This window comes from Variovorax glacialis (assembly GCF_051216375.1).
Taxonomy (GTDB): domain Bacteria; phylum Pseudomonadota; class Gammaproteobacteria; order Burkholderiales; family Burkholderiaceae_C; genus Variovorax.
In genome coordinates this window covers 239,214-266,197 of record NZ_JBPJZT010000003.1, presented here as the reverse complement: position 1 = coordinate 266,197, position 26,984 = coordinate 239,214, and the positions used below count along the sequence as shown (strand labels likewise).

The 26,984-nt window shown below is 66.0% G+C and carries 24 protein-coding genes; 8 read left to right on the top strand and 16 right to left on the bottom strand.

The window, feature by feature from the left end; genetic code table 11:
* Nucleotides 1–8: 8 nt before the first annotated feature.
* Both ACSFBL_RS09855 and ACSFBL_RS09850 read right to left on the bottom strand, forming a co-directional pair.
* On the bottom strand, nt 9–806 hold the full coding sequence (locus ACSFBL_RS09855) for an alpha/beta fold hydrolase (protein WP_435515589.1): 798 nt from the start codon (nt 804–806) through the stop codon (nt 9–11).
* A complete protein-coding gene (locus ACSFBL_RS09850; protein WP_435515588.1) occupies nt 806–2,116 on the bottom strand; it encodes an O-acetylhomoserine aminocarboxypropyltransferase in 1,311 nt (436 codons plus the stop codon). Before ACSFBL_RS09850 ends, ACSFBL_RS09855 begins: the two co-directional genes overlap by 1 nt.
* 137 nt (nt 2,117–2,253) lie before the next feature.
* On the opposite strand from ACSFBL_RS09850, the gene ACSFBL_RS09845 reads away from it, so the two are divergent.
* A complete protein-coding gene (locus ACSFBL_RS09845; RefSeq protein WP_435515587.1) occupies nt 2,254–2,694 on the top strand; it encodes a CBS domain-containing protein in 441 nt (146 codons plus the stop codon).
* Nucleotides 2,695–2,922: 228 nt separating this feature from the next.
* Here ACSFBL_RS09845 and ACSFBL_RS09840 read toward each other — a convergent pair whose 3' ends face one another.
* Nucleotides 2,923–3,912, bottom strand: a complete 990-nt coding sequence (locus ACSFBL_RS09840; protein ID WP_435515586.1) for a Bug family tripartite tricarboxylate transporter substrate binding protein — start codon at nt 3,910–3,912, stop codon at nt 2,923–2,925.
* Between the two features lie 21 nt (nt 3,913–3,933).
* Nucleotides 3,934–5,007: an adenosine deaminase gene (add, locus tag ACSFBL_RS09835; RefSeq protein ID WP_435515585.1), complete on the bottom strand. Its 1,074-nt coding sequence runs from the start codon at nt 5,005–5,007 to the stop codon at nt 3,934–3,936.
* An 89-nt stretch (nt 5,008–5,096) separates the two neighbouring features.
* On the opposite strand from add, the gene ACSFBL_RS09830 reads away from it, so the two are divergent.
* Complete coding sequence (locus tag ACSFBL_RS09830; RefSeq protein WP_435515584.1) at nt 5,097–6,056, top strand: LysR family transcriptional regulator; 960 nt, start codon at nt 5,097–5,099, stop codon at nt 6,054–6,056.
* Between the two features lie 13 nt (nt 6,057–6,069).
* Here ACSFBL_RS09830 and ACSFBL_RS09825 read toward each other — a convergent pair whose 3' ends face one another.
* On the bottom strand, nt 6,070–7,287 hold the full coding sequence (locus tag ACSFBL_RS09825) for a polyhydroxyalkanoate depolymerase (protein ID WP_435515583.1): 1,218 nt from the start codon (nt 7,285–7,287) through the stop codon (nt 6,070–6,072).
* A 117-nt stretch (nt 7,288–7,404) separates the two neighbouring features.
* Between ACSFBL_RS09825 and ACSFBL_RS09820 the strand changes: the two genes are divergently transcribed.
* A complete protein-coding gene (locus ACSFBL_RS09820) occupies nt 7,405–8,061 on the top strand; it encodes a glutathione S-transferase family protein (RefSeq protein ID WP_435515582.1) in 657 nt (218 codons plus the stop codon).
* 17 nt (nt 8,062–8,078) lie between these two features.
* Here ACSFBL_RS09820 and ACSFBL_RS09815 read toward each other — a convergent pair whose 3' ends face one another.
* Nucleotides 8,079–8,435: a DOPA 4,5-dioxygenase family protein gene (locus ACSFBL_RS09815; RefSeq protein ID WP_435515581.1), complete on the bottom strand. Its 357-nt coding sequence runs from the start codon at nt 8,433–8,435 to the stop codon at nt 8,079–8,081.
* Nucleotides 8,436–8,556: 121 nt separating this feature from the next.
* Here ACSFBL_RS09815 and ACSFBL_RS09810 point away from each other — a divergent pair, with 121 nt between their 5' ends.
* Nucleotides 8,557–9,645: a PA0069 family radical SAM protein gene (locus ACSFBL_RS09810; protein ID WP_435515580.1), complete on the top strand. Its 1,089-nt coding sequence runs from the start codon at nt 8,557–8,559 to the stop codon at nt 9,643–9,645.
* On the opposite strand, the gene ACSFBL_RS09805 is transcribed toward ACSFBL_RS09810, so the two are convergent.
* From ACSFBL_RS09805 to ACSFBL_RS09795, 3 genes are read right to left on the bottom strand one after another with little or no spacing between them, the layout of a single operon-like run.
* Nucleotides 9,596–11,077, bottom strand: coding sequence for an efflux transporter outer membrane subunit (locus ACSFBL_RS09805; RefSeq protein WP_435515579.1), 1,482 nt, complete (start codon nt 11,075–11,077; stop codon nt 9,596–9,598). The genes ACSFBL_RS09810 and ACSFBL_RS09805 overlap by 50 nt on opposite strands.
* The gene (locus ACSFBL_RS09800) at nt 11,074–12,294 is read right to left on the bottom strand and encodes an efflux RND transporter periplasmic adaptor subunit (RefSeq protein ID WP_435515578.1); all 1,221 of its coding nucleotides are present in this window, start codon (nt 12,292–12,294) and stop codon (nt 11,074–11,076) included. The genes ACSFBL_RS09805 and ACSFBL_RS09800 overlap by 4 nt, the downstream gene beginning before the upstream one ends.
* A 4-nt stretch (nt 12,295–12,298) precedes the next feature.
* The gene (locus tag ACSFBL_RS09795; protein WP_435515577.1) at nt 12,299–15,508 is read right to left on the bottom strand and encodes an efflux RND transporter permease subunit; all 3,210 of its coding nucleotides are present in this window, start codon (nt 15,506–15,508) and stop codon (nt 12,299–12,301) included.
* A 69-nt stretch (nt 15,509–15,577) separates the two neighbouring features.
* On the opposite strand from ACSFBL_RS09795, the gene ACSFBL_RS09790 reads away from it, so the two are divergent.
* Entirely contained in the window at nt 15,578–16,120 is a 543-nt protein-coding gene (locus ACSFBL_RS09790) for a gluconokinase (protein WP_435515576.1), read from the top strand.
* Here the strand turns inward: ACSFBL_RS09790 and ACSFBL_RS09785 are convergent.
* The 4 genes from ACSFBL_RS09785 to ACSFBL_RS09770 form a co-directional block, all read right to left on the bottom strand.
* Nucleotides 16,117–16,725 carry a 3'-5' exonuclease gene (locus ACSFBL_RS09785; RefSeq protein WP_435515575.1) on the bottom strand — a complete coding sequence of 203 codons (609 nt, stop codon included), beginning with the start codon at nt 16,723–16,725 and terminating at the stop codon, nt 16,117–16,119. The two genes, ACSFBL_RS09790 and ACSFBL_RS09785, sit on opposite strands and share 4 nt — an antisense overlap.
* Nucleotides 16,726–16,754: 29 nt before the next feature.
* A complete protein-coding gene (gene fghA, locus ACSFBL_RS09780) occupies nt 16,755–17,618 on the bottom strand; it encodes an S-formylglutathione hydrolase (RefSeq protein WP_435515574.1) in 864 nt (287 codons plus the stop codon).
* The gene (locus ACSFBL_RS09775; protein WP_435515573.1) at nt 17,615–18,517 is read right to left on the bottom strand and encodes an alpha/beta fold hydrolase; all 903 of its coding nucleotides are present in this window, start codon (nt 18,515–18,517) and stop codon (nt 17,615–17,617) included. The genes fghA and ACSFBL_RS09775 overlap by 4 nt, the downstream gene beginning before the upstream one ends.
* A 126-nt stretch (nt 18,518–18,643) precedes the next feature.
* The gene (locus tag ACSFBL_RS09770; RefSeq protein WP_435515572.1) at nt 18,644–19,750 is read right to left on the bottom strand and encodes an S-(hydroxymethyl)glutathione dehydrogenase/class III alcohol dehydrogenase; all 1,107 of its coding nucleotides are present in this window, start codon (nt 19,748–19,750) and stop codon (nt 18,644–18,646) included.
* A 66-nt stretch (nt 19,751–19,816) separates the two neighbouring features.
* Between ACSFBL_RS09770 and aroQ the strand changes: the two genes are divergently transcribed.
* The 3 genes from aroQ to ACSFBL_RS09755 are packed head-to-tail and all read left to right on the top strand — an operon-like array spanning nt 19,817 to nt 22,016.
* Nucleotides 19,817–20,272 (top strand): type II 3-dehydroquinate dehydratase, encoded by a 456-nt coding sequence (gene aroQ, locus ACSFBL_RS09765; RefSeq protein ID WP_435515571.1) that lies wholly within the window; start codon nt 19,817–19,819, stop codon nt 20,270–20,272.
* Complete coding sequence (locus ACSFBL_RS09760; protein WP_435515570.1) at nt 20,269–21,381, top strand: mandelate racemase/muconate lactonizing enzyme family protein; 1,113 nt, start codon at nt 20,269–20,271, stop codon at nt 21,379–21,381. The genes aroQ and ACSFBL_RS09760 overlap by 4 nt, the downstream gene beginning before the upstream one ends.
* Complete coding sequence (locus ACSFBL_RS09755; protein WP_435515569.1) at nt 21,381–22,016, top strand: DNA-3-methyladenine glycosylase I; 636 nt, start codon at nt 21,381–21,383, stop codon at nt 22,014–22,016. Before ACSFBL_RS09760 ends, ACSFBL_RS09755 begins: the two co-directional genes overlap by 1 nt.
* A 16-nt stretch (nt 22,017–22,032) precedes the next feature.
* Here ACSFBL_RS09755 and ACSFBL_RS09750 read toward each other — a convergent pair whose 3' ends face one another.
* Genes ACSFBL_RS09750 through ACSFBL_RS09740 form a run of 3 tightly spaced genes read right to left on the bottom strand, consistent with a single transcriptional unit; the run spans nt 22,033 to nt 26,780 of the window.
* Nucleotides 22,033–23,661 carry a SpoVR family protein gene (locus ACSFBL_RS09750; RefSeq protein ID WP_435515919.1) on the bottom strand — a complete coding sequence of 543 codons (1,629 nt, stop codon included), beginning with the start codon at nt 23,659–23,661 and terminating at the stop codon, nt 22,033–22,035.
* Entirely contained in the window at nt 23,547–24,830 is a 1,284-nt protein-coding gene (locus ACSFBL_RS09745) for a YeaH/YhbH family protein (RefSeq protein ID WP_435515918.1), read from the bottom strand. The genes ACSFBL_RS09750 and ACSFBL_RS09745 overlap by 115 nt, the downstream gene beginning before the upstream one ends.
* Before the next feature lie 27 nt (nt 24,831–24,857).
* Entirely contained in the window at nt 24,858–26,780 is a 1,923-nt protein-coding gene (locus ACSFBL_RS09740) for a PrkA family serine protein kinase (protein ID WP_435515568.1), read from the bottom strand.
* Nucleotides 26,781–26,984 lie beyond the last annotated feature (204 nt).

The window sequence follows — 26,984 nt, the reverse complement described above, 5'->3', positions numbered from 1 at the left end:
GCGCGCCTTCAGCCCTTCAGGAAAGAACTCAGCGCGAACAGCACGTCATCGGGCGCTTCGCTCATCAGCGCATGGCCAGCCTGGACGGTCACGACCTTGGCGTTGCGTGCCTTGGCGCTGAGCGTACGTGCGGCGCGCGGCGGCGTCATCTGGTCGGATTCACCGAGGAGGAACAGCGTGGGGCACTGCACGGTCGCCATCGCCTGCTCGCCGTTCGCATAGTCGTTGCAGGCCTTGAAGCCGATATGGAACACGTTCGCATCCGGGTTGCTCGCCAGCACGCGGCGCATGAGCGCGCGCGAACTGCCATAGAGCCACGTGCCAGGGCCGAGTGGCGGCGACAGCCGCGAGTGCGAGAAGGTGTTGACCATGCTGATCGCGCGCTGCGGATCGTTGAGCGCACCGTCCAGCAGCGCGGGCGAGACGGTCATCGGGTAGGCGGTGCCCACCAGCGCGAGGTGGGTCACGCGTTCCGGCGCGCGTGCCGTGGTCTCGAGCGCGATCAGCGAGCCGAAGCTGTGACCCACCAGCGCCGCTTTGGCGACGCCTGCGGCATCGAGCAACGCGACGATGAAGCCAGCCGCTTCCTCGACCGTCGCGGGCGGCGGCCCTTCGCTCTTGCAATGCCCCGGCAGGTCCACCGCGAGCACGTTCCAGCCGTGGTTCGCAAACCAGCGGCTCTGCAGAATCCATACGCTGTGGTCGTTGAGGACACCATGGATGAACACCACGGTCGGCTTGGCACTGTCGAGCGGTTTGCCGCCGGTGTAGCAATAGGTGCGGTGGCCGCTGACGATGAAGTCCATCAGGCACCTGCCTTTTCTGCGGCTTTGAGTGCGCGCTTCAGGTCGTCGATCAGGTCGGCCGGATCTTCCAGGCCGATCGACAAGCGGATCGTTCCTTGTGAGATGCCGGCACCGGCAAGTGCCTCATCCGTCATTCGGAAATGCGTCGTGCTCGCCGGGTGAATCACCAAGCTTCGACAGTCGCCCACATTCGCCAGGTGGCTGAACAACTTGAGCGCTTCGATGAATTTCTTGCCCTGCTCGCGGTTGCCCTTGAGGTCGAAGCTGAACACGGCACCCGCGCCCTTCGCCCCGTGCCGAAGCAGCTTGTTGGCCAACGCATGGCTGGGATGCGTCTCCAGCAGCGGATGCCCCACGTGGGCCACGAAGGGATGCGCGGCGAGGAACTCCACCACCTTCTGCGCGTTGTCGATGTGGCGCTCCATGCGCAGCGGCAGCGTCTCGATGCCCTGCAGGATCAGCCACGCGGTGTGCGGGCTCATCGAGGCGCCGAAGTCGCGCAGGCCTTCGCGCCGCGCGCGCAGCAGGAAGGCGCCGACCGTGCTCTCCTCGCTGAAGACCATGTTGTGGAAGCCGTCGTAGGCTTGGGTCAGCTCGGCGAACTTGCCCGAGCGCTCCCAGTCGAAGCTGCCGCCGTCGACCACGACGCCGCCGATGACCGTGCCGTGCCCCGACAGGAACTTGGTGGCCGAGTGATAGACCAGGTCCGCGCCCCAGTCGAAGGGTTTGATGAGGTAGGGCGAGGTCAGCGTCGAATCGACCAGCAGCGGCACCTTGGCCGCATGCGCGATCTCGCTGACCGCCGGGATGTCGAGCACGTCGAGCCCCGGGTTGCCCACGGTCTCGCCGAACAGCAGCTTGGTCTCCGGCCGGATCGCCGCGCGCCAGCCTTCGAGATCGCGCGGCTTCACGAAGGTCGTCTCGATGCCGAATCGACGCATCGTGTAATGCAAAAGGTTCTGTGAGCCGCCGTAGAGCGCCGTGCTCGCGACGATGTGGGAGCCCGCGCCCATCAGCGTCGCGATCGACAGGTGCAATGCGGCCTGCCCGCTCGCCGTCGCGATCGCGCCGATGCCGCCTTCGAGCGCCGCCACCCGTTGTTCGAGCACCGCGTTGGTCGGGTTGCTGATGCGCGAGTACACATGGCCCGCACGCTCGAGATTGAAGAGCGACGCCGCGTGATCGCTCGACTCGAACACGAAGGACGTCGTCAGGTGGATCGGCACCGCGCGCGCGCCGGTGGCGGGGTCGGGTGCCGCGCCGGCATGCAATGCCAGCGTGTCGAAGCCGGGGTCGGAGTAGCCGGACATGAGCGCCTTTCAGTGTCGTTTCTGCAATGCCCCGTTACGCGTGCAAACCCTGCGACGCTGACATGGGCGAGTGGATGGGCGGCCATTGTGGGCTATATTCAAATCGGCACGCCGCCTAGCTAGAGAGGAGCATCACGATGAAGGTCAGCGACATCCTGCGCGTCAAGGGCAACACGCTCTTCACTGCCACGCCCGATCAACCCCTGGCCGACGCCGTCAACACCATGGCCGACAAGGACATCGGCTCGCTGGTCGTCATGGAGCATGGTGATCTCGTCGGCATGCTCACCTTCCGCGAAGTCATCGTCGCCATCGTCGCCAACGGCGGCCAGGTGGGCGGCACGCTGGTGCGCAAGGCGATGGACGACCATCCCGTGACCTGCACCCTCGAAACCGATCTCGACGAGATCCGACGCATCATGCTCGAGCGACATGCCCGCTACATGCCGGTGATGGACAAGCGGATGCTGATGGGCGTGATCAGCTTCTACGACGTGGCGAAGGCTGTGGTGGACAGCCAGAACTTCGAGAACAAGATGTTAAAGGCCTACATTCGCGACTGGCCAGAAGAGACTTGACTCGCCCGAGGATTTAACTCGCCCCCAGGCTTGCCCACTTCGTGTGGCCGCCTAACCCCCTACCGGGGGCAACACCGGTGGCCCGGCAGAGCCGGTTCCACGGTGTTCCTGGACTCGCACCCACGCTCGCTCTCTTCGTATAGCCGCCTACCCGCTGCTGCAGGGAACACCGGCGCCCAGCTGAGCCGGTTCCGCGGTGTTTCACGAAGAGGCTGCTGCTATTGCGGCTTATTCCTTGATGTTGGCGGCCTGGACGATCTTTTGGTTGCGGGCGAATTCCGCGCGGACGAACTGACCCAACTCCTCGGCTGATCCGCTGCCGGGGACGGCGCCTTGCTCTTGGAGCTTGGCGCGCACTTCGGGGTCCTTCAGGACTGCATTGAGTTCCTGGTTGATGCGGCTCACGATCGCCGGCGGCGTATTTGCCGGCGCGAAGATGCCGGTCCAGCTCACCATCGAATAGCCCTTCAGGCCCGGCATCTCGTCGAAGGCGGGCACGTTGGGCAGGGCGTCGAGGCGTTTGCTGCTCGTCACGCCGAGGGCCTTGAGGCGACCGCCGTTCACGTGGGGGATCGCACTCGCGCTGACGAGCATCGCGAGGTCGACCTGGTTGCCGATCACGTCCGAGGCGATCTGCGCACCGCCGCGGTAGGGCACGTGGGTCACGAAAGTGCCGGTGCGTTCCTTCAGGAGTTCCATCGCGAGTTGCAGCACGGTGCCGACGCCCGAGGTCGCGTAGTTGTACTTGCCCGGGGATGCCTTCGCAAGCTTGACGAAGTCCGCGAAATCCTTGACCGGCAGGCCGGGCCGGGCGACAAGCACCATCGGCGCCGTGTTGAGCATGCCGACCGGCGCGAGGTCCTTGAGCGGATCGAACTTGAAGGCAGCGGGATTGATCAGCTTGCCGATCGCGATGGCGCTGTCCGGTCCGGCGACGAGCGTGTAGCCGTCCGGCGCCGCATTCACGGCCTTGGCAACGCCGATGGCACCGCCCGCGCCGGTGACGTTTTCGATCACCACCGACTGCTTGAGCCGTTCACCCAGCTTGGTGGCAACAAGCCGCGCGGCGAAGTCGACGCTGCCGCCGGCTGAATACGGAACGATGAGCGTGATGGGCTTGGCGGCCGGCCAGGCGGCAGCCTGCGCGAAAGCTGCGCCCGGCAAGGCAGCGGCCAGCATCGCGGTGAGCAGGAGAGAACGGCGGAATTGGTGGGTCATGACGTGGGGACGTGGGTGAGTTCAGTCTTGCAGGAGCCGGGTGCGGAGTGCGTCGAATTCATCGATCCATTGGCCGCGCCATTGGCTGCGCAGCGTGTCGTCGATCCACGCGCCGTCGAGCCCGTTGTGCATGAAGTCGCGCAGGTCGTCGATGCCGAAGCCGAAGTCGCGAACCATCATCAGCCACGCCTGCGTGGGCGTGACCTTGTGAAGGGTCGGGTCGTCGGTGTTCGGATGGATGCGCAGTCCGAGGCCGGGCATGCGGCGGATCGGGTGATCGAGCGCCCAGCGCTCGGGCGGCAGGGTGCGCAGGTAGTAGGAGTTGGTCGGCACGACGGTGAAGAGCACGCCGCGGTCGGCGCATTCGCGTGCGAATGCGGGCTGGTCGACGACGGTGTAGCCGTGGTCGATGCGATCGACCTTCAACACGTCGAGCGCGGTGCGCACGTTGGTCCAGGGCATGCCGAATTCGCCGGCATGCGCGGTGGTCTTGAGGCCGGCGCGCCGTGCGTCGGCGTAGGCCTGCATGAAGAGTTCGGGCGGACGATCGACCTCGCGGTAGTCGATGCCGATGCCGATGACTTCGTCGCGGCGGTTCTGCGTGACCCACTGCACCATCTCCACGGCGGCTTCGGGCGTGGTCTCGCGGTCGATCGCCGCGATCAGGCGGCCGGTGATGCCGAACTGCTGCCGTGCATCGTGGATGGCCCGCACGATCGCGTCCTGAGCCATCGGGTAGGCAATGCCCGATTCGTGGACCGTGCCGGTCGGGTTCCAGAAGAATTCGCTGTAGCGCACGTTGTGGCGGGCGGCGTCTTCGAGGTATTCGATCGTGATGCGATGGAGGTCGTCGGCGCTGCGCACGAGCTGCGCATCCAGCGCGCGCAGCACCCGCAGCACGCCGACCGGCTTGTCGCCGCGCGTGTAGAAGCCCTCGATCTCCTCGTCGGCCAGCGGCGCGCCGGCCCGCCGGTTGAGGTCCGCGAAGGTGTCGTGGCGCACGGTGCCGAACAGGTGGCAATGCAACTCCACCTTCGGGATCGCGTGCAGGAACGATTCCAGGGTGAGGGCCGGGGGTGCTGCAGGCTGGGTCATGACGCGGAGTCTAGGGACGATGCGTCGATAAGGAAAATTTTGAATTTCTATAATTTGATTCAGCCACGTGATAACCAACCCATGTCCACATGCCCGCGTCACCCCTTCGTGCATTGACGCTGCGTCAATTGCAGTTCTTCTCGGTGCTGGTCGAGGAGGGCCAGTTCGGTCGCGCGGCGAAGCGGCTCTCCATCACGCAGCCGGCGTTGAGCAACGCCATCAAACAGATGGAGAAACTGCTCGGCGCCGAACTGCTGACCCGCTCGACGCACAAGCTCGAACTCACGGCGGTGGGTGCCGAAGTGCTGGCGCGCACGGACTTCCTCGTCAACACCTTCGACGTCGCGCTGCGCGACATCGAAAGCACGGTGCAGCGCGGACGCGCGTTCGTGCGTGTGGGCGTGATCCCTTCGGCGAGCGGACGCGTCGCATCGGCCGTCGCCGACTTCATGGGCCGAAGCGCGGCGCGCGAGGTCGAGTTCGCCTGGCGCGATGCGCCGTCGAACACGCTGCTGGCCGAGGTGCGCAGCGGCCAACTCGACATGGCCGTGGCGGCCATCACCGAGCCGCCAAGCGGGCTCGTCTGCGTCGACCTTTTTCGCGACCCGCTGGTGCTCGTGGTGCGCCGGGATCATCCGCTCGCACAGGCGGGCGAGGCGAACTGGGAGGCGCTCGGCAACGAGCGACTGGTGCTCTTCGAAAGCGGGAGCATGCCGGCGCTGGGCGATCCCGCCCGCGCGCAGTTCGCGCAGGGCGCGGAGCCCTACCGCGTCAGCTACTCGGAAACGCTCTATGCGCTGGTACGCAGCGGCCACGCGCTCGGCCTGATGCCGAAGCTCTACACGTCGACGCTGCGTGACGAAGATTTGAGGGTCTTGTCCCTGCAGAAGCCTCACGTCGAGCGGCGCCTCGTGCTGGTCTATCTTCCGGGACCGATGCGCAACGTGGTCGCGCAAGATCTGATCACGCATCTGCGGCAACATCTGCCGATGACCCAGGACACGCCTGTTCGCCGTCTTCGCCGATCGCCGCGAAAGCGCGTCGGATGAACGCCGTTGCAGTTCAGTGCAACTCGGCAGCGGTATGGATCGCCTCCCGCACCCGCGGGTAGATCTGCGTATTCCACTTGCTGCCGCTGAAGACCCCGTAGTGCCCCACACCCGCCTGCAGGTGATGCGTCTTGAGGTACGGGCGAACGCTGGTGCACAGGTCCTGCGCGGCCACCGTCTGGCCGACGGCGCAGATGTCGTCGCGTTCGCCTTCCACGGTCAGCAGCGCGGTCTTGCGGATGGCGGCCGGATTGATCTTGCGGTCGCCCACAGTGAGTTCGCCACGGGGCAGGTCGTAGGTCTGGAACACGCGTTCCACCGTTTCGAGATAGAACTCGGCCGGCAGGTCGTTTACCGCCAGGTATTCGTCGTAGAAGTTGCGGATGGTGCTGGCCTGGTCGATCTCGCCGTCGACCAGGTGCTGGTAGAGCTTGGCGAACTGCTGCTTGTGCCGGTCCGGGTTCATGCTCATGAAAGCGCTGAGCTGCAGGAAGCCGGGGTAGACGCGCCGCATCACGCCGGCATGCGGCCACGGCACGCGACTGATCAGGTTGCGTTCGAACCAGCCGATGGAGCGCTCGTTCGCGAGCTTGTTCACCGCCGTCGGGTTGATGCGGCAGTCGACCGGTCCGGCCATGAGCGTCAGGCTCGCCGGCGTCGCCGGGTTGTCGTCTTCCGACATGAGCGCGGTGGCCGCCAGGGCGGCGACACACGGCTGGCACACCGCGACCATGTGCGCGCCGGGGCCCATGGCCTCGAGGAAGCGGATGATCTGCAGCGTGTAGTCGTCGAGGCTGAAGCCGCCATGCCACAGCGGCACGTCGCGGGCGTTGTGCCAGTCGGTGATGTAGACGTCGTGGTCGCGCAGCAGGGTGCGCACCGTTTCGCGGAGCAGCGTCGCGAAATGGCCCGACAGTGGTGCGGCCAGCAGCACCGGCGGATGCACCGCGCTGGTGTCCTTGCGAAAGTGCAGCAGCGTGCCAAAGGGCGCGACCAGCGCGGCCTCTTCATGCACCGCGACTTCCTCGCCGTCGACCATCACGCTGTCAATGCCGTAGGGCGGGCGCGAGTGCGTCAGCCGCAGGCTCGCGTAGACCTCCATCGCGGCAGCCATTCGCCGGGTCATGCTGCGATCGGCCTTGGGGTGCCACAGGGCCTTGCCGAAATACTGGGCCGCGAGCCGGGATGGCGAAAGAAGGTCGGCGTTGGTTTGGTAGGCCCTGTACAGCATGCACATGCTACAGGCAAGTTGCGGGCCAAGCTGGACCGTGCCCTCGGCCGAGGTGCACCTTTCTGGCACAGGCCTTGCACAGCTTCAACGCCGATCCGGCAGCCGAGGAGCGACAGCATGGCCAAACCCGTACTCACCATCAGCAGCAAGAACTACGGTGCATGGTCGCTGCGCGGCTGGCTGATGTGCCGGCTCGCGGGCCTGGAATTCACCGAGAAGATCATCCCGCCCGACGATCCGGCGATGAAGGCAGAGATGCTGCTGCTCTCGGCGTCGATGCTGGTGCCCGCGCTGGATCACGGCAGCATCAAGGTGTGGGACACGCTCGCGATCGGCGAATACCTCAACGAGATCAAGCCCAAGGCCGGATTGTTGCCGGCCGACGCCAAGGCCCGCGCGCATTGCCGGGCGATCTGCGGCGAGATGCACTCCGGCTTCGGCTCGATGCGCGGCTCGCTGCCGATGAACGTCAAGGCGAAATTCCCCGGCTTCAAGATCTGGTCGCGCGCGCAGACCGACATCGACCGGGTGGTGGCCATCTGGCGCGAATGCCTGGGCGCCTACGGCGGGCCTTTCCTGTTCGGCGAGCAACCCTGCATGGCGGACGCGATGTACGCGCCGGTCGTCACGCGCTTCATGACCTACGACGTCGCGCTCGACCGGTCCTGCGCCGCCTACTGCAAGCGGATCATCGAACTGCCTGCGATGCAGGAGTGGATCAAGGCGGCGAAGCAGGAACCCGAGGAGATCGACGAACTCGACGCCGAGTTCTGAAGCACCTGCCGGCCGATTCAGGCGGTCGGCTGGCGAAACATCCGCAAATCGAGCGTGGACTCGTTGCCCAGCCACATGGCATGCGCCGTGTGGTCGAGGTAGTCGTCGCCCGTCAGGCCGTGCACGAAGATGTCGAGGCCATCGCGGTGTGCGTCGAGCCATTCGATGACCTCGTCGAATTCCGCCGCGTCGAAGGCGATCTGGCAACTCCACTGCGGATGCGGGCCGACCAGTTTCTCGTGCACCCGGCCCACCACCACCAGCAGGTTGTGCCCTGCATCCTCGGCCAGCTTTCGAGCCTGCGCGACGGTGTCCGGGCCGAAATAGATATGGGCGTGGTACTGCGGATAGAGATTTTCGGGGCGGCGCGGCATGGAGGGCTCCGGTGGAAGGACGAAGCTTACGCCTCTGTCCGGCGCGGGGTAACAAGTGCTTGCTGCGCGATCGGCGGAAAGGTGAAATACTGTAGATTCATACAGTATTTTGGATGCCGCCATGGCCGACGCTTTCATCCCGCTGCACGCCTTGAAGGGCCGAGGCGCAGCCACTTTCCTGCCCCACCGTTTCGAGCGGAACGTCCGCAATGCCTTCGACGACGGTTGGGGCACGCTCGAAGAAGGCGCGGCCGAGCCGTTGCCGCCGCTCGCGACCGAGGTCCGCTTCGAGGACGCGAAGTCGGTCTTGAGCGAAAACGATTCGCCCGACATTCCCTTCGACCGGTCGCTCAATCCCTACAGGGGGTGCGAACACGGTTGCATCTATTGCTTCGCGCGCCCCACGCACAGCTACCTCAATCTCTCGCCGGGGCTCGATTTCGAGACCAAGCTGATCGCCAAGCGCAACATCGCCGAGGTCCTGCGCGCCGAGCTCGGCCGCAAGAGCTACAAGCCCAGCCACCTCGCGATCGGCACCGCGACCGACTGCTACCAGCCCATCGAGCGCGAACTTCGCCTCACCCGGTCGGTGATCGAAGTGCTGAAGGAAACCCGCCACCCCTTCGGGCTCGTCACCAAGTCCAGCGCCGTCGAGCGCGACCTCGACCTGATCGCGCCGATGGCGGCCGAGGATCTGGCGGCTGTCTACATCACCATCACCACGCTCGACGGCGAACTCGCGCGCAAGCTGGAGCCGCGCGCCGCTGCACCGCACCGGCGGCTGCGCACCCTGCGCACGCTCGCCGATGCCGGCGTGCCCGTGGGGGTGAGCGTGGCGCCGCAGATTCCCTTCGTGACCGAAGACATGGAACAGGTGCTCGAAGCCGCTTGGGAGGCCGGCGCGCGTTGCGCCTTCTACACGGTGATCCGCCTGCCCTGGGAAGTTGCACCGCTCTTCAAGCAATGGCTGGAACTGCACTACCCGCAGCGCGCGGCCCGCATCATGGCGCGCATCCGCGAGATGCGCGGCGGCAAGGATTACGACGCCGACTTCGCGACGCGGATGAAGGGAAGCGGGCTGTGGGCCGACCTGATTCGCCAGCGCTTCGAGAAAGCCACGAATCGCATCGGCTTCAACCGCCAGCGCATCGCGCTCGACCTCAGCGCGTTCCGACCACCTGGCGCAGCGGGGCAGGGCAGCCTGTTCTAGGTTCGGCCGCGCCGCGTGGCTCGACGCCGCACCAGTCGCCGCCCAATGCCTTCACCAGGAAGACCGAGGTAAGCATGCGCTGGCCGTTGATCTGCGCGGCCTGGCGTTCGGTGTTGAGCAAGGCCTGCTGCGCGGTGATGACGTCGAGATAGATCGATGCGCCGCCTTCGTAGCGGCTGGCTGCCATCTCCAGCACCCGGCGCGAGCTATCGACGGCCACCAGTGACTGCGTCGCCGCGCGGTCCAGCGAGGCGAGGCCGGTGATCCCGTCCTCGGCCTCCTGCATGGCGGTCAGGACGACGCGGCGGTAGTTGGCGACCGCGGCGTCGTACCCGGCCCGCGAGAAATCGACGTTGGCACGGATGCGTCCCCCATCGAAGATCGTCTGCGTGGCGGAAACGCCGATCGACCACAGGAGGCTGTTCGCATCGAGCAGGGTCGAGAGCGTGCGGCTGTCGAAGCCGCCGCTCGGCAGCAGCATGACGCTGGGATAGAACGCCGCGGTCGCCACGCCGATCTGCGCGTTCGCGGCGGCCATCGCGCGCTCGGCGGCCGCAACGTCGGGCCGGCGCTCCAGTGCGTCCGAGGGCACGCCGATCGGAATGGCGGGCGGCGCCAGGGGCTTGATGTCGGGCGCGATCGAGAACAGCGGCGCGGGCGTTCCGGTGAGCGTGGCGATGGCGTGCTCGTACTGCGAACGCTGCTTCTTGAGCACATCGACCTGCGTGAGCGTGTTGTCGAGCAGGGCTTGCTGCTGCGCGACGTCCAGGCCGGACACGGCGCCAAGTTCATGCCGGTCGGTCACGAATTCCAGGGCGCGGCGCTGCAGGGCGATGGAGCGCGCCAGCACGTCCAGCTCGATGTCGGTCGAACGCAGGTTGTAGTAGTTCGACGCCAGGTCCGTGGTGAGCAGCAGCCGCGTGTTCTCCAGATCGGCCGCCGACTGTGCCGCCGTGGCGGTCGCGCCTTCGACCGAGCGCTGTACACGCCCCGCAAGATCGAGTTCGTAGCTCGCCGTGAGCGAAAGCGCGAAGTCGTTCTGCACCGTCGAGAAGTTCGGCGCGTTGTAGTTGGTCAGCGGGCGGTTCTGGGAGATCTGGAAACGCGCCGCACGCGTGCCGAGCCCGACCTGCGGATAGCGCGCGGCTTCGCTGCCGGCGAGCGAAGCGCGCGCCTGCGCCAGCCGCGCTGCGGCGATATCGAGCGTCGGGTTGTTCGCCAGCGCCTGCTGCTGCAGTGCGTCGAGTTGCGGGTCGCCGAAGCGCAGCCACCACGGCCCCTTGGCATCCGTGTCGCTCGGCGTGCCCTGCCGCCAAGGCTCTTCGAGTTGCCATGTCACGGGCACATCGACCGGGGGTTTCCGGTAGTCCGGGCCTGCGACACAGCCCGACAGCAGTGCGGCCGCCAGCAGCGGGATCCTCCGGAAACTCACGCCGGTTCCTTGGCCGCCACGACGACGTCGCCCTCGGCCAGCGAATCCGAAGGATTCAGCACCAGCCGGTCGGTGGCGCCGAGGCCGTTGAGCACCTCGACCGTCTCGCCGTAGTTGCGCCCGAGCTGCAGCGTTCGCAGCTTGACCTTTCCTTCTGCGTCGATCACCGCAACGCGCGTGCCTTCGGCCCTGAAAAGCAGCGCATTGGAGGGAATGGTGAGCGACTGGCTGGCCGCGAGCGGCAGCGAGACCTGCACATAGGCCCCCGGCAGCAGGGTGCCGTCCTTGTTGGGCAGGGAGACCTCGACCTGCATCATGCGGGTGGTCGTGTCGATGGCGCCCGAGGTGCGCGCCACTTCGCCGCGAAAGCTCTGGCCGCGCAGCTCTGCCTGGGTCACGACGACGGGCTGCCCGGCCTTGATGAGTTGGGCATAGGCCTGCGGCACATTGATATACACGCGCAGCGGATCGGTCTGCGCGAGCTGGAACAGCGCTCGCCCCGTGCCGTTGCCGCCGCCCGCGTCGATCAGGTCGCCCACATCGACATTGCGCCGCGTGATGACGCCGGCGAAGGGCGCCAGCACGCGCTTGAATCCCTCGGTCTGGCGAAGCCGCTGCACGTTGGCGTCGGCGGCGGCCAGGTTCGCCGTGGACTGCGCGAGCGCGCTGCGGCGCTCGTCGAGATCCTGCTGCGAGACCACGTCCTTCTTGCGCAGGCTCTCCCAGCGTGCGACCGTGCTCTTCGCCAGTTCCAGGCCGGAAGCCGCCTGCTGGCGCGCCGCGATCGCTTGCGAGAGTTGCTGGTCGATTTCCGGCGTCTCGATCTCGGCCAGCAACTCGCCCTTCTCGACGCGGCTGCCGATGTCCTTCGTCCAGCGCCGCAGGTACCCGCTCGCGCGTGCGGAGATCGGTGACTGGACGTAGCCCTGCAGCGTGCCCGGCAGCGCCAGCGTCTGGCCGGCTGCCGCGGTCTGGGGCAGGGCGGTCTTCACGTACTGCGCGGCGCGCTCGGTGGTCCCGGCTTCCAGCGCACGGGCATTGCTCATGCGGACAAACACCGTGCGTGCGGCGCCGACGGCCAGCACCGCGAGCACGATCAGCACCACGATCCGGGTGCGGCGGACGATCTGCCGCCGCCTCGGCAACTCATGGTGTTCGCCGTCCTCGTCGGCGGCGATCGGGTGGATGGCCAATGCCGCGTGGCGTTGCTCCGACATGGTTTCAGGTCTCCAGGGGCTCGGCCCCGAGCGAGTGTGGTTCAGATTTGGACGCATTGCGGGCGGCATGGCGGCGCGCGCGACGGCTGTGGATTTCGGCGAAGACGGCCGGCACGAAGAACAACGTCGACACCGTCGCGAACAGCAGGCCGCCGATCACGGCACGGCCCAGCGGTGCATTCTGCTCGGCGCCTTCGCCAAGGCCCAGGGCCATCGGGATCATGCCGATGATCATCGCCAGCGCCGTCATCAGCACGGGCCGGATGCGCGTCGCGCCGGCTTCGAGCGCGGAGGACAGCGGGGTCGTCCCCGCGGCGAGGCGATCGAGGGCGAAGGACACGAGCAGGATGCTGTTCGCGGTCGCGACGCCCATGGTCATGATCGCGCCCGTCAACGCGGGCACGCTCAGCGTCGTGCCGGTGATGAAGAGCATCCACGCGATGCCCGCCAGCGCCGCCGGCAGCGCGGTGATGATGATGGCGGCATCGATCCACGACTGGAAGGTGACCACGATCAACAGATAGACGAGCACGATCGCCATGACAAGCCCGACGCCGAGTCCGATGAAGGACGACTGCATCGTCTGCACCTGGCCCCGCACCGTCACCTGGCTGCCGCGCGAGAGCTTCGGCCGCATCTCGTCGACCAGCGCCTGCACCTTGGTCGCCACGCTGGCGAGGTCGGTGCCCTGGACGCTCACGTAAACGTCGACCACCGGACTGATGTTGAAGCGCGAGACCACCGCCGGCTGCCGGCCGGGCTGCGCATCCACGAGGTTGCCGAGCAACTGGGGCGCGCCGCCGGACGCCGCAGGCCCGCCCGTGCCGACGGGAATGTTGAGCAGCGAATCGAGCGAATCCACGTTGTACTGCGGCGACTGCACGGCGATGTTGTAGACCACGCCGTTCTGCGGGTTGAGCCAGAAGGCCGGCGCCGTCTGCGAACTGCCCGAGAGCGCGATCAGCACGTTCTGCCCGACGTTCGCCGCCGTCAGGCCGAACTGCTGCAGCCGCGAGCGGTCCATCTGCAGGTTCAGGCCGGGGCCGTCCAGCCGCTGGTGGACGTGCGCATCGACCGCGCCGGGGATCTTCCGGATCGCCTTGACCAGTTCCGCCGCACGGGCGGAATTGGCGTCCATGTCGTTGCCGCTGAACTGCACGTCGATCGCCGCGGGCAGGCCGAAGTTGAGGATCTGCGTGACGATGTCCGCCGGCTGGAAGAAGAACTCCGTGCCCGGGAAGCGCTTGGGAAGTTCGGCGCGCAGCCGCGACACGAACTCCTCTGTCGGCCGGTGCCCTTCGCGCAGCGAGAGCAGCATCTCGCCGTCCAGCGTGCCGATCGTGCCGGCGTTGCTGTAGGAGAGGTTGATCCCACTGTTGGGCACGCCGAGGTTGTCGAGGATGGTTTCGAGCTGGTCCTTGGGAACGAGCTGCCGGATCGCCGCTTCGACCTCATCGGCCAGCCGCGCCGTCTCCTCGATCCGGGTGCCGGTGGGCGCGCGCATGTGGAGGCGGATCTGGCCGGCGTCCACGGTCGGGAAGAAGTCGCGGCCGAGCACGGGGTACAGCAGGCAGGACAGCAGGCAGAAGCCGAGGAAAAGCACGATGAACTGCCCGCGCTTTGCCAGCAGGGCCGACAGCACCAGCGTGTAGGCGCGCCGAACGCGCTCGAAATGGCGGTCGAAGCTGCGGTAGACGCGCTGCAGCAGGCTCGGCTTCGTTTCCGCGGCCGCCTTGGCATGCACGCCGCCCATCAGCAGCATCACCAGCGTCGGCACCAGCGTGCGCGAGAGCAGGTAGGACGCCAGCATCGCGAACACCACCGCCTCGGCCAGCGGCACGAAGAGGAATCGCGCCACCCCCGAGAGGAAGAACATCGGCACGAACACGATGCAGATGCACAGCGTCGACACGAAGGCCGCGGAGCCAATCTCGCCGGCGCCGACCAGGATCGCCTCGTTGAGCTCGGTGCCCATGTGCAGGTGGCGCTCGATGTTCTCGATCGTCACGATTGCCTGGTCGACCAGGATGCCGACCGAGAGCGCGAGCCCGCCCAGTGTCATGAGATTGAGCGTCTGCCCGAGCGCATAGAGCACGAGGATGGAAGCCAGGATCGACAGCGGAATTGTCAGCGCGATGATCAGCGTGCTGCGCCAGTTGCCCAGGAAGAGCAGCACCATCGCCGCCGTCAGTGCTGCTGCGATGACGGCTTCGGCGATGACGCCCTGCACCGCCGCCTTGACGAACAGCGACTGGTCGAACAGCGGCGTGATCTTGATGTCCGCCGGCATGCCCTGCGCCGCGACCGGCAGCAGGGCGCGAATGTTCGAGACGATGTCCAGCGTCGAAGCGCCACCGTTCTTGAGCACCGAGAGCAGCACGCCGCGGACGCCGTCCTGCCGCACGACGTTCGTCTGCGGCGAGAAGCCGTCGCGCACGTTGGCGACGTCGCGCAGGTAGGTGGTTGCGCCGGCGGCGGTGCGCACCGGCAGGTCGTTGAGCCCGGCGATGGCCTCGGGCGAGCCGTTCATGCGCACGCTGTATTCGGTGGCGCCGAACTTGGCGGTGCCCGAGGGCAGGATCAGGTTCTGCGCATTGACCGCATTGACCACGTCCGTCGGCGACAGGCCGCGCGCCTGCATCGCCTGGGTGTCCAGGTCCACCGAGATGAGCCGGTTCTTGCCGCCGTAGGGGAAGGGCACGGCGACGCCGGGCACAGTGATGAGCTGGGGCCGCAACTGGTTGATCGCCGAATCGAACAGCGAGTTTTCCGCCCGGGTGGGGCTCGACAGCGCCAGCTGGATCACCGGAATGCTCGACGCCGAGTACTTGATGACAAGCGGCGGCGTGATGCCGGGCGGCAACTGCCGGACCTGTGTCTGCATCGAGGCCACGACCTGCGCGATGGCCGTCTCGATGTTGGCGGTGGGCTGGAAGAAGACCTTGATGACCGTCACGCCCGCCAGCGACTGCGATTCGATGTGCTCGATGTCGCTCACCGTCGTCGTCAGGCTGCGCTCGGTCTGGCCGGCGATGCGCTGGCCCATCTCCTGGGCCGGCAGGCCGCCGTAGTTCCAGATGATGCTGATCACCGGAATGTTGATTTCCGGAAAGATGTCGGTGGCCATCCGAAGCAACACGAAGGGCGTTGCCAACACGATGAGCATCGCCATCACGATGAAGGTGTACGGACGACGCAGAGCCAGCTGGACCATGGACACGACTTGTTACTTCTGGGCGAAGAGGCCGCCATCATAAGGAGAGATGGCAACACAATGGAGCCTATGCAGCCACTTTACGTTCCCGCGCGCGACAGTCTCTTTCACTGGCTGGTGGTGATGGGCGTTTCAGGTTGCGGCAAGTCCAGCCTCGGCGCCGCGCTTGCACGCGACCTGGCGCTGCCGCTGATCGAGGGGGACGACTTCCATTCGCCGGAAAGCGTGAGCAAGATGCGCGCCGGCATCGCGCTCACGGATGACGATCGCGCGGGCTGGCTGGCGACTCTGGGTCGGGAACTGGCGAGCCACCGGGAGGGTGCAGTGCTCACCTGCTCCGCGCTCAAGCGTGACTACCGCGATCGCCTGCGTTCGGCGGTGCCGGGCCTGCGTTTCGTGTTCCTGGCCCTGACGCGCGAGGAATCCGAACGCCGCGTCGCCGCCCGGGCCGGCGCGCACATGTTCCCGGCCAGCCTTGTCGCCAACCAGTTCGCGACGCTCGAATCGCCGGTGGGTGAAGCAGGGGTGCTGGAACTGGACGCGACGGCGCCGACGGACGAACTCGTCGAGCGGACGCGCGCCTGGCTCGCAGTCGGCGTTCAGCGGGACTAGGCTTCGGCCCGAAGACCCAGCGCATCGAACACGCGGATCGCGGCGTAGGAGTCGTTGGCGGCATAGCGAAGTTGGGCATCGGTCAACTGCCGGTTGGCCCAGTTCGACGTGGTCGCCTTGCGCGACTTGATGAAGCGCCGGTTGAACACCAGCGCCACCGCGGTCTTCACGCCGACCGACTTGCGGTAGCCGAGACGGCGGAACTCGGCGTCGATGTCGAACACGGCTTTTGGCTCGACGCCGAAGCGCTGGCGGATCAGTCCCAGGTCGCTCGACAGCCCGAAGCCCACTTTCTTCAATTCGGCCGAGGCGAGCAATGCGCCCAGCTCGCCGTGGAACTCCGTTCGGTGCAGCTGGAACAGCCAGGCCTCATGGAGCGTCGCGAACTGGACGACGTGCGGACCGCCCGACACCTCGAATTTCGCGAAGGTCGGCTTCGATTCGGTGTCGAAGCCCACCACCCCACTCGCCAGCAGCGCCTTCGTGGCTGCCTGCGCATCCTGCGGTGTCGCGACCACCCGGATGTCCTGCAGCCCAAGCCCTTCAAAAGGTTCGAGGAGCGCAATCTGCTCGCGTTCAGGAAGTGGAGGGAGCGGTTTGTTCATGTGGAGATCAATTGCGCGAGCCTGGGGGGTCAGCTCAATAGTTTGGAGTGGTGCGCCAAGTGATCCGCGACGAAGCTCTGGATGAAGTAGTAGCCGTGGTCGTAGCCCTCATGCCGACGCAGCAAGAGCGGCTGGCCGGCCGCGAAGCAGGCCGCTTCGAAAAGATGCGGGTGCAACTGCTCGGCCAGGAATTTGTCCGCCAACCCCTGATCGACCAGGATGCCCTCGGGATAGGGCGCAACCACCTGCGACTGCATCAGCGCACAGGCGTCGTGCGCCAGCCAGGCGCTGCGGTCATCGCCCAGATAACCGCTGAACGCCTTCTCGCCCCACGGGCACTGCGAAGGCGCGCAGATGGGTGCCAACGCAGACAGCGACTTGAACCGGCCCGGATGGCGCAGCGCGAGCGTGAGCGCGCCGTGGCCGCCCATCGAGTGGCCGAAGATGCCGATGCGCCGATCGTCGACCGGCATCGCTTTCGTGACCAGCGGCAGCAGCTCGTGGACGAGCCAGCTTTCCATGCGCCAGTGCGCGTCCCATGGCTCGGCGGTCGCATCGAGATAGAAGCCGGCGCCGATGCCGAAATCCCAGCTCGCCGTCGCGCCTTTGATCTTTTCGACTTCCGGTCCCCGGGGGCTGGTGTCCGGCGCGATCAGCGCAAGGCCCAACTCGGCGGCCATGCGTTGCGCGCCGGCCTTGACCATGAAGGTCTCCTCGTTGCAGGTCAGGCCCGCGAGGTACAGCACGGAGGGCACCGGGCCGCGCTCGGCCTGCGGCGGCAGGTAGACCGAAAAGCGCATGGGCAGGCCGATCTCGCGCGAGACGTGCTCGTGAAAGCGCTGCACGCCGCCGAAGCAGCGGTGTTCGGAAAGGGTCTTCAGGGTTTCTGTCATGTCTTGCGATCGGCTACCAGTTCGAGCACCGCATCGGCGAACACGCGCGGCGCCTCCTGCGGCATGTTATGGCCCACGCCAGGCACGATGCGGTGCGAGCGGGGTCCGGTGAAGCGGTGCGAGTGCGCGGAAGCGTCGGCCACCGGCCGGACGCCGTCGTCGGCGCCGTCGAAGGTGATGGCCGGCACGGTGATGGGCGGTTGAGCGGCCAGCCGGGCCTCGATGTCGGCGTAGGCCGGATCGCCCGGCACGAGGCCGAAGCGATGGCGGTAGGAGTGGATCACGACCTCGACGAAATCCGGGTGGTCGAAGGCCGCGGCGCTGCGCTCGAAGGTCGCGTCGTCGAATTTCCAGGTCGGTGACCAGAGCCGCCACAGCAGCCCGGTGATGCCGCGGCGGTCGGCGGCGAGGCCGGCGCGACCTCGCTCGCTGTGGAAGTAGTACTGGTACCAGAGCCGGTGCTCGTTTTCCGCGGCTTCCGGTTCCATCGCCCTGGCGATGTTCTGGATGTTGTAGCTGTTGAACGAGACCAGCCCGGCGCAGCGCTCGGGCCAGAGCGCCGCTACCACGCAGGCCGCGCGTCCGCCCCAGTCGTAACCGGCCAGCACCGCGCGCGGGATCGCGAGCGCGTCCAGCAGCGCAAGAAGGTCCGCGCCCAGCGCGGCCTGCTCGCCCGAACGCGGCGTCGCGTCACTCAGGAAGCGCGTCGCCCCGTAGCCGCGCAGGTACGGCACGATCACCCGGCAGCCGGCATCGGCCAGCATCGGGGCAACCTCGACGTAGCTGTGGATGTCGTACGGAAAGCCATGCATGAGCAGCACCGGCGGGCCGTCCTTGGGGCCCGCTTCGAAATAGCCGACCTCCAGCACGCCGGCTCGAATCGTACGCAATGCTTGCATTCAGATCTTCCTTGGCAAGAAGCGGCGCCATGCCAGGGACGCCGCGGCACCGGCTTCGCCGGGCCGCCGGTGTCGCCCCCCGCAAGGGGGTAGGCGAAGCGACACGAAGTGCGCGTAGTCTGGGGGTTAGTAAATGACGACTCCACGGATGGACTCGCCCGATTTCATGAGGTCGAAGCCCTTGTTGATGTCTTCCAGCGGCATGGTGTGGGTGATCAGGTCGTCGATGTTGATCTTGTTCTCCATGTACCAGTCGACGATCTTCGGCACGTCGGTACGTCCGCGCGCGCCGCCGAAGGCCGAGCCTTCCCACTTGCGGCCGGTCACGAGCTGGAAGGGCCGCGTGCTGATCTCCGCGCCCGCCTCGGCCACGCCGATGATGATGCTGCGGCCCCAGCCCTTGTGCGTGCACTCCAGCGCCTGGCGCATCACCTGCGTGTTGCCGATGCATTCGAAGCTGTAGTCGGCGCCGCCGCCGGTGAGTTGCACGATCGCGTCCACGACGTTCGGCGTGTCCTTCGGGTTGATGAAGTGCGTCATGCCGAACTTGCGCGCCATGGCCTCGCGCGCCGGGTTCAGGTCGACGCCGATGATCTTGTCGGCGCCCACCATCTTCGCGCCCTGGATCACGTTCAGGCCGATGCCGCCGAGGCCGAACACGACCACGTTCGCGCCGGCTTCCACCTTGGCCGTGAAGATCACCGCGCCGATTCCCGTCGTCACGCCGCAGCCGATGTAGCAGACCTTGTCGAAGGGCGCGTCCTCGCGGATCTTCGCCAGCGAGATCTCGGGCGCGACCGTGTAGTTGCTGAAGGTGCTCGTGCCCATGTAGTGGAAGATGGGCTTGCCGTCCAGGCTGAAGCGACTGCTGCCGTCGGGCATCAAGCCCTTGCCCTGGGTGCCGCGGATGAGCTGGCACAGGTTGGTCTTGCGCGAGAGGCAGAACTTGCACTGCCGGCACTCCGGCGTGTAGAGCGGGATGACGTGGTCGCCTTTCTTGAGCGTGGTCACGCCGGGGCCGACGTCGACCACGATGCCCGCGCCCTCGTGGCCGAGGATGGCAGGGAAGATGCCCTCGGGGTCGGCGCCCGAGAGCGTGTAGTAGTCGGTATGGCAGATGCCCGTGGCCTTGATCTCGACCAGCACCTCGCCGAACCGGGGCCCTTCGAGGTCGACGGTCTCGATGGTCAGGGGGGTGGCGGATTTCCAGGCGACGGCTGCTTTGGTTTTCATGGGCTTCTTGGTTCGGTTCGAAAGGAGCCGATCACTATAAGATGCCCGGCACAGGAGAGACATGTCATGAAGAAAATCCTTGTACTCAATGGCCCGAACCTGAACCTGCTCGGCACGCGCGAACCCGCGCAATACGGCTACGAAACGCTGGCCGACGTCGAGCGCATGTGCGCCGAGACGGGCACCAAGGTCGGCGTCGAGATCGAATGCCGGCAGTCCAACCACGAGGGGCAGCTGATCGACTGGATCCACGAGGCTGGCCGCGAAGTGGCGGCGGGTCGCATGCTCGGCGTGGTCATGAACCCCGGTGCGTACACCCACACCTCGGTCGCGCTGCACGATGCGATCAAGGGCGCGAGCGTTCCGCTGATCGAGCTGCACATCTCCAACGTGCATGCGCGCGAGGAGTTCCGGCACCACTCGTTCATCTCGCCAGCGGCGCGCGGGATCATCGTCGGCTTTGGCGTGAAGGGCTATCCGCTCGCCATCGAGGGGCTGGTGCGCGTGAGCGAGACGAAGTGAAGATCAAGTCCGTCCAGCCCTTCATCCTGCACGTCCCGGTCACGGGCAGCCAGATCGCCGACAGCACGCACAGCATCACCCACTGGGGCGTGGTCGGGGCGCAGATCGAAACCGAGGATGGCCTCAAGGGCTACGGTTTCACCGGCACCCATGCGCACCTGCCGGGCGACCAGCTCATCACGCGGTGCATCGAGACCTGCCACGCGCCGCTGCTGATCGGCGAAGACGCGAACGACGTGCACCGGCTGTGGCTCAAGCTCGCGCGCAACCCCGCGCTGCAATGGATCGGCCGGGCCGGCATCACGACGCTGTCGCTCGCGGCCATCGACATCGCGCTGTGGGACCTGAAGGCCAAGGCGGCCGGCGTACCGCTGTGGAAGCTGCTCGGCGGCCAGGTGCGCCAGAAGGTCCGGGCCTACAACACCGACATCGGCTGGCTCAGCATCGCCGACGACAAGCTGGTCGAAGGCGCCCGGCGGGCGGTGGACGAGGGCTTTTCCGGCATCAAGATCAAGGTCGGGTCGACGGTGGACCGCGACTTGCGCCGGCTCGAAGCGGTGCGCAAGGCGATCGGGCCGTCGGTCACGCTGGCGGTCGACGGCAACGGCAAGTGGGGCCTCGCGGACTGCCTGCGTTTCTGCCGCGGCGCCGAGGCGTCCGACGTGTTCTGGTTCGAGGAGCCGCTCTGGTACGACGACGTCAAGGGCCACGCGCAACTGGCGCGCGCCACGCGGATCCCGGTCGCGCTCGGCGAACAGCTCTACACGGCCGACGCCTTCTCGGAGTTCCTCGCGCAGCAGGCGATCCACTGGGTGCAGCCGGACGTGACCCGGATGGGCGGCATCACCGAAGTCCTCCAGGTCTGCGAAACCGCGCACGCATTCCGACTGCCCGTCGCGCCGCATGCAGGCGACATGAGCCAGGTCCACGTGCACCTGAGCTATGCGCATCCGGCTTGCGAGGTGCTGGAGTACATCCCCTGGATCAAGGCCTGTTTCACCGATCCGGCCGAAGTGCGGGATGGCCACTTCGGGCTGCCGCAGGAGCCGGGCGCCGGCACCACACCAACTTCCGACGCCTGGCAGAAGTACCGCCAGGCCACCGCGTGATGGTCGAGCGGGCGGGGCTGTTCGAAGGCGCCGACGGTGCCCTGCGCTGCCGCTGGTGCGAATCGACGCAGGTCTATCAGGACTACCACGACAGCGAATGGGGCTTTCCGGTTACCGACGAGCGGCGCCTGTTCGAGAAGCTGTGCCTCGAGGGCTTCCAGGCGGGGCTGAGCTGGCTGACCATCCTCAACAAGCGGGAGGCCTTCCGGCGCGGCTTCGCGGAGTTCGACGCCGTGCGGGTCGCACGCTTCGGCGCCGATGACATCGCCCGCTTGCTCGCCGATGCGGGCATCGTGCGTCACCGCGGAAAGATCGAGTCGGCGATCAACAACGCGCAGCGGGTGCTCGAACTGCGCGAGGAATTCGGCTCGCTGGCCGCCTACGCGTGGCGCTTCGAACCGGAACATGCATCGCGCCCGAAGCGGATCACGCACGAGGCATTGCGGGCGATGACGACTTCGCCCGAGTCGGTGGCGATGTCCAAGGACTTGAAGAAGCGCGGCTGGAGTTTCGTCGGCCCGACGACGGTCTATGCGTTCATGCAGGCCATGGGCCTCGTGAACGACCACGTCGAAGGGTGCCACGCGCGAGAAAAGGCGCTGAAGGCGCGGGCCAAGCTCAAGCTGCCACGCTGATCCGGCAGGCGCGAGGCTAGGCCGACTGCGGCCCGGGCACCTTGCGGTGCGTCACGCGGCCCTGGTTGTCGACACTCTCCAGGTGCACATCGAAGCCCCACAGTCGCGCCACGTGCTTGAGCACTTCCTGTGAATCGTCGTGCAGCGGGCGGTTGTTGTGCTGCGTATGGCGCAGCGTGAGCGACCGGTCGCCGCGCAGGTTGACGCTCCACACCTGGATGTTGGGCTCGCGATGGTTAAGGTCGTACTGGCGCGAGAGCGATTCGCGCAGCTGGCGGTAGCCGCTGTCGTCGTGAATGGCCGAAACCTCGAGCTCGGATTCACTTTCCTGGTCGCGCACCGCGAAAAAGCGGAAATCGCGCATGAGCTTGGGCGAGAGGAACTGGCCGACGAAACTCTCGTCCTTGAAATTGCGCATCGCGTAATCGAGCGACGTCTTCCAATCCGAACCCGCCAGGTCGGGAAACCAGCGCTTGTCCTCTTCGGTCGGCTTTTCGCAGATGCGCCGGAGATCGGTGTACATCGCGAATCCCAGGGCGTAGGGATTGATGCCGCTGTAGGCGCGATGGCCGATGGGCGGCTGGAACACCACGTTGGTGTGCGACTGCAGCCACTCGATCATGAAGCCGTCGGCCAGCAGGCCTTCGTCGTAGAGCGTGTTGAGCAGGGTGTAGTGCCAGAAGGTGGCCCAGCCCTCGTTCATGACCTGCGTCTGGCGCTGCGGATAGAAGTACTGCCCGATCTTGCGCACGATACGCACCACTTCGCGTTGCCACGGGTCCAACAATGGTGCATTTTTTTCGATGAAGTACAGCAGGTTCTCCTGCGGCTCCGCCGGAAAGCGCTTGGAGGCCTCTTCCTCCTCGGCCGTGCGGCCGCCGCGGCGGGGCACGGTGCGCCAGAGGTCGTTGACCTGCTGTTGCAGATGGTGCTCCCGGTCCTCGCGGCGCGCCTGTTCCTGGCTGAGCGACAGGCGTTGGGGGCGCCGGTAGCGGTCGACGCCGTGGTTCATCAGTGCGTGGCAGGAGTCCAGCAGGTCCTCGACGGCGGAAACGCCGTGGCGCTCCTCGCACTCGCTGATGTAGTTCCGGGCGTAGACGAGGTAGTCGATGATGGACGAGGCGTCCGTCCACATCTTGAAGAGGTAGTTGCCCTTGAAGAAGCTGTTGTGGCCATAGGCGGCATGGGCGATCACCAGGGACTGCATCGCCATGGTGTTCTCTTCCATGAGGTAGGCGATGCACGGATCGGAGTTGATCACGATCTCGTAGGCCAGCCCCATGTGGCCGCGGCGGTAGTTCTTTTCGGTGGAGATGAACTGCTTGCCGTAGGACCAGTGGCGGTAGATGACGGGCATGCCGACCGAAGCGTAGGCATCCATCATCTGCTCGGCCGTGATGATCTCGAGCTGGTTGGGGTACGTGTCGAGCTTGTAGCCACGCGCCACGCGCGCGATCTCGGTGTGGTACTGCTCGATCAGCTCGAAGGTCCAGTCCGAGGGGCTGGGCAACGGAGTGCGGGTCTTTTCGTTCACGCCTGGGCCCTCTCTTTCTTGAACAAGTCGCGGAACACCGGATAGATGTCCTGCACGTCCGCCACCTTGCGCATCGCGAAGTTCTTGTGCGATCCGACCAGCTGGGTGTATTCCTCCCACATGTTCTGCTCGGCCTCGGCCACCTGCACGTAAGCGTAGTAGCGGACCACCGGCAGCAGGTGCTCGCTCAGCAGTTCGCGGCAGCGGCCGCTGTCCTGATGCCAGTTGTCGCCGTCGCTGGCCTGCGCGCCGTAGATGTTCCACTCGTTGCTGGGGTAGCGGGCGCGGATGATCTCGTTCATCAGCGTCAGCGCGCTCGAGACCACGGTGCCGCCGGTCTCGGTGGCATGGAAGAACTCTTCCTCGGTGACCTCGGCCGCCTGCGTGTGGTGGCGGATGAAGACGAGATCGATCTTTTCGTAGTGCCGCGTGAGGAACATGTACAGCAGCATGAAGAAGCGCTTGGACATGTCCTTGCGCGCCTCGTCCATGGAGCCCGAGACGTCCATCAGGCAGAACATCACCGCCTTGGCGGACGGCACCGGCACCTTCACGCGGTTGCGGTAGCGCAGGTCGATCGGGTCGAGGAAGGGCACGCGCTTCCCCTTGGTGCGGAGTTCCTCCAGCTTGGCCTCGGTCTCGCGGATCTCGCGCTGCACCAGGGCGTCGGATGCGCGGGGGCTGCGCTGCAGGTGCAGCAGGTGGGCCTCGAGCTCCCGAATCTCGCGCCGTGAATCGCCGCCGAGCGCGATGCGCCGTGCCAGTGCGCCGCGCATCGAGCGCACCACGTGCAGGTTGCTCGGATTGCCGTCGCTGACGAAGCCGGCGCGGTGGCTCTTCCACTCCGGCACTTCGGCGAGCTGCGTGCGGATCAGGTGGGGCAGGGCGAGGTCTTCGAAGAAGACCCGCATGAACTCTTCCTTGGTCAGGCGGAAGACGAAGTCGTCCTCGCCGCCTTCGCCGTCGCCGGCCTTCGAGCCGCTGCCCGATCCGCCGCCGCCTTGCGGCCGCTCGATGCGGTCGCCCTTGACGTACTCCTTGTTGCCCGGATGCACGTACTCGCGGTCGCCGCCCTGGCCATGGCCGAACACCGGCTCGGACACGTCGCGCTTGGGCAGCGTGATGTCCTCGCCCTGCTCGAGATCGCGGATGCCGCGACCGCTGACGGCGCGGCGCACGGCTTCACCGATCTGCTCGCGATAGCGCCGCAGGAAACGCTCGCGGTTGCCGATGGACTTGTTCTTGCCCGACAACCGGCGGTCGATGATCTGCTGCAGCATGGCCACGGCCGGAACTCCTTCAGCTCATCATGAGCTCTTGCGAACGCGTAGATACCACTCGCACAGCAGACGCACCTGCTTGGCGGTGTAGCCCTTCTGCACCATGCGATTGACGAAGTCCTCGTGCTTCTTGAGTTCGTCAGCGCTGCTCTTGGCATTGAAGCTGATGACGGGCAGCAACTCCTCGGTGTTGGAGAACATCTTCTTCTCGATCACCGTGCGCAGCTTCTCGTAACTGGTCCACAGCGGGTTCTTGCCCGCGTTGCCCGCGCGCGCGCGCAGCACGAAGTTCACGATCTCGTTGCGGAAGTCCTTCGGGTTGCTGATGCCCGCCGGCTTCTCGATCTTCTCGAGTTCGGCGTTGAGCGATCCGCGATCGAAGACTTCGCCGGTGTCCTGGTCGCGGTACTCCTGATCCTGGATCCAGTAGTCGGCGTAGGTCACGTAGCGGTCGAAGATGTTCTGACCGTACTCGGAGTAGCTTTCGAGGTACGCCGTCTGGATCTCCTTGCCGATGAACTCCGCGTAGCGGGGCGCCATCAGCTCCTTGATGTAGGACAGGTACTTCTGCTCCGTCTCGGGCGCGAACTGCTCGCGCTCGATCTGCTGTTCGAGCACATACATGAGGTGCACCGGGTTCGCCGCGACCTCGCTGCTGTCGAAGTTGAAGACCTTGGAGATGATCTTGAACGCGAAGCGGGTGGAGGTGCCGCTCATGCCCTCGTCGACACCGGCGTAGTCACGGTACTCCTGGATGGACTTCGCCTTGGGGTCGGTGTCCTTCAGGTTGTCGCCGTCGTAGACCTGCATCTTGCTGAAGATGCTGGAGTTCTCCGGCTCCTTCAGGCGCGTGAGCACCGAGAACTGCGCCATCATCCGCAGCGTGCCGGGTGCGCAGGGCGCTGCCGCGAGCGACGAGTTGCGCACCAGCTTCTCGTAGATCTTGATCTCTTCCGACACGCGCAGGCAGTACGGCACCTTGACGATGTAGATGCGATCGAGGAAAGCCTCGTTATTCTTGTTGTTGCGGAAGGCCTTCCATTCGCTCTCGTTGCTGTGCGCGAGCACGATGCCGTCGAACGGAATGGCGCCGAAGCCTTCGGTGCCCTTGAAGTTGCCTTCCTGGGTCGCCGTCAACAGCGGATGCAGCACCTTGATCGGCGCCTTGAACATTTCGACGAACTCCAGCAGGCCCTGGTTGGCCAGGCAGAGACCACCGGAGTAGGCGTAGGCATCGGGGTCGTCCTGCGCGTAGTCCTCGAGCTTGCGGATGTCGATCTTGCCGACCAGCGAGGAGATGTCCTGGTTGTTCTCGTCACCGGGCTCGGTCTTCGCGACGGCGATCTGGCGCAGCACCGAGGGATAGCGCTTCACGACCTGGAACTTGCGGATGTCGCCGCCGAATTCCTCGAGTCGCTTCACCGCCCAGGGCGAGAGGATGCGCTGGAGGTAGCGGCGAGGGATGCCGTACTCCTTTTCGAGGATGTCGCCGTCTTCGGCCGCATCGAACAGGCCGAGCGGCGTTTCGTTGACCGGCGAACCCTTGATCGAATAGAAGGGCACGTGCTCCATGAGCTGCTTCAGGCGCTCGGCGATCGAGCTCTTGCCGCCACCGACCGGGCCCAGCAGATAGAGGATCTGCTTCTTTTCTTCCAGCCCTTGCGCGCCATGCCGGAAGTACGACACCACCTGCTCGATGGCGTCCTCCATGCCGTAGAACTCGCGGAAGGCCGGGTAGATCTTGATGACCTTGTTGGCGAAGATGCGCGACAGCCGGGGGTCGTTGCGCGTGTCCACCAATTCGGGTTCACCGATGGCCTCGAGCATGCGTTCGGCCGCTGTGGCGTACGCCATGGGCTCCCGTTTGCAGATCTCAAGATATTCCTGCAGGGACAGGACCTCTTCGCGCGTACGCTCGTAACGAGCGGCGAAGTTGCTGATGACATCCATAGACACCTCCATCGAGTCAGCGGGGCGCTGCCCGGAGTTTCCGTGCTGCACACGTTGCATCGTTCGCAGGAATGGTGCCAGGTGATGTGTGCACGCTTTGGATTAACTCCTCAAGCAGGAACTTGATCAAAGCATAGAACAAACAACGCGTCGAGCAAATTGCTTTTCTTGCTTTTCGGTTAAGAACAACAAGAAGCAGAAAAA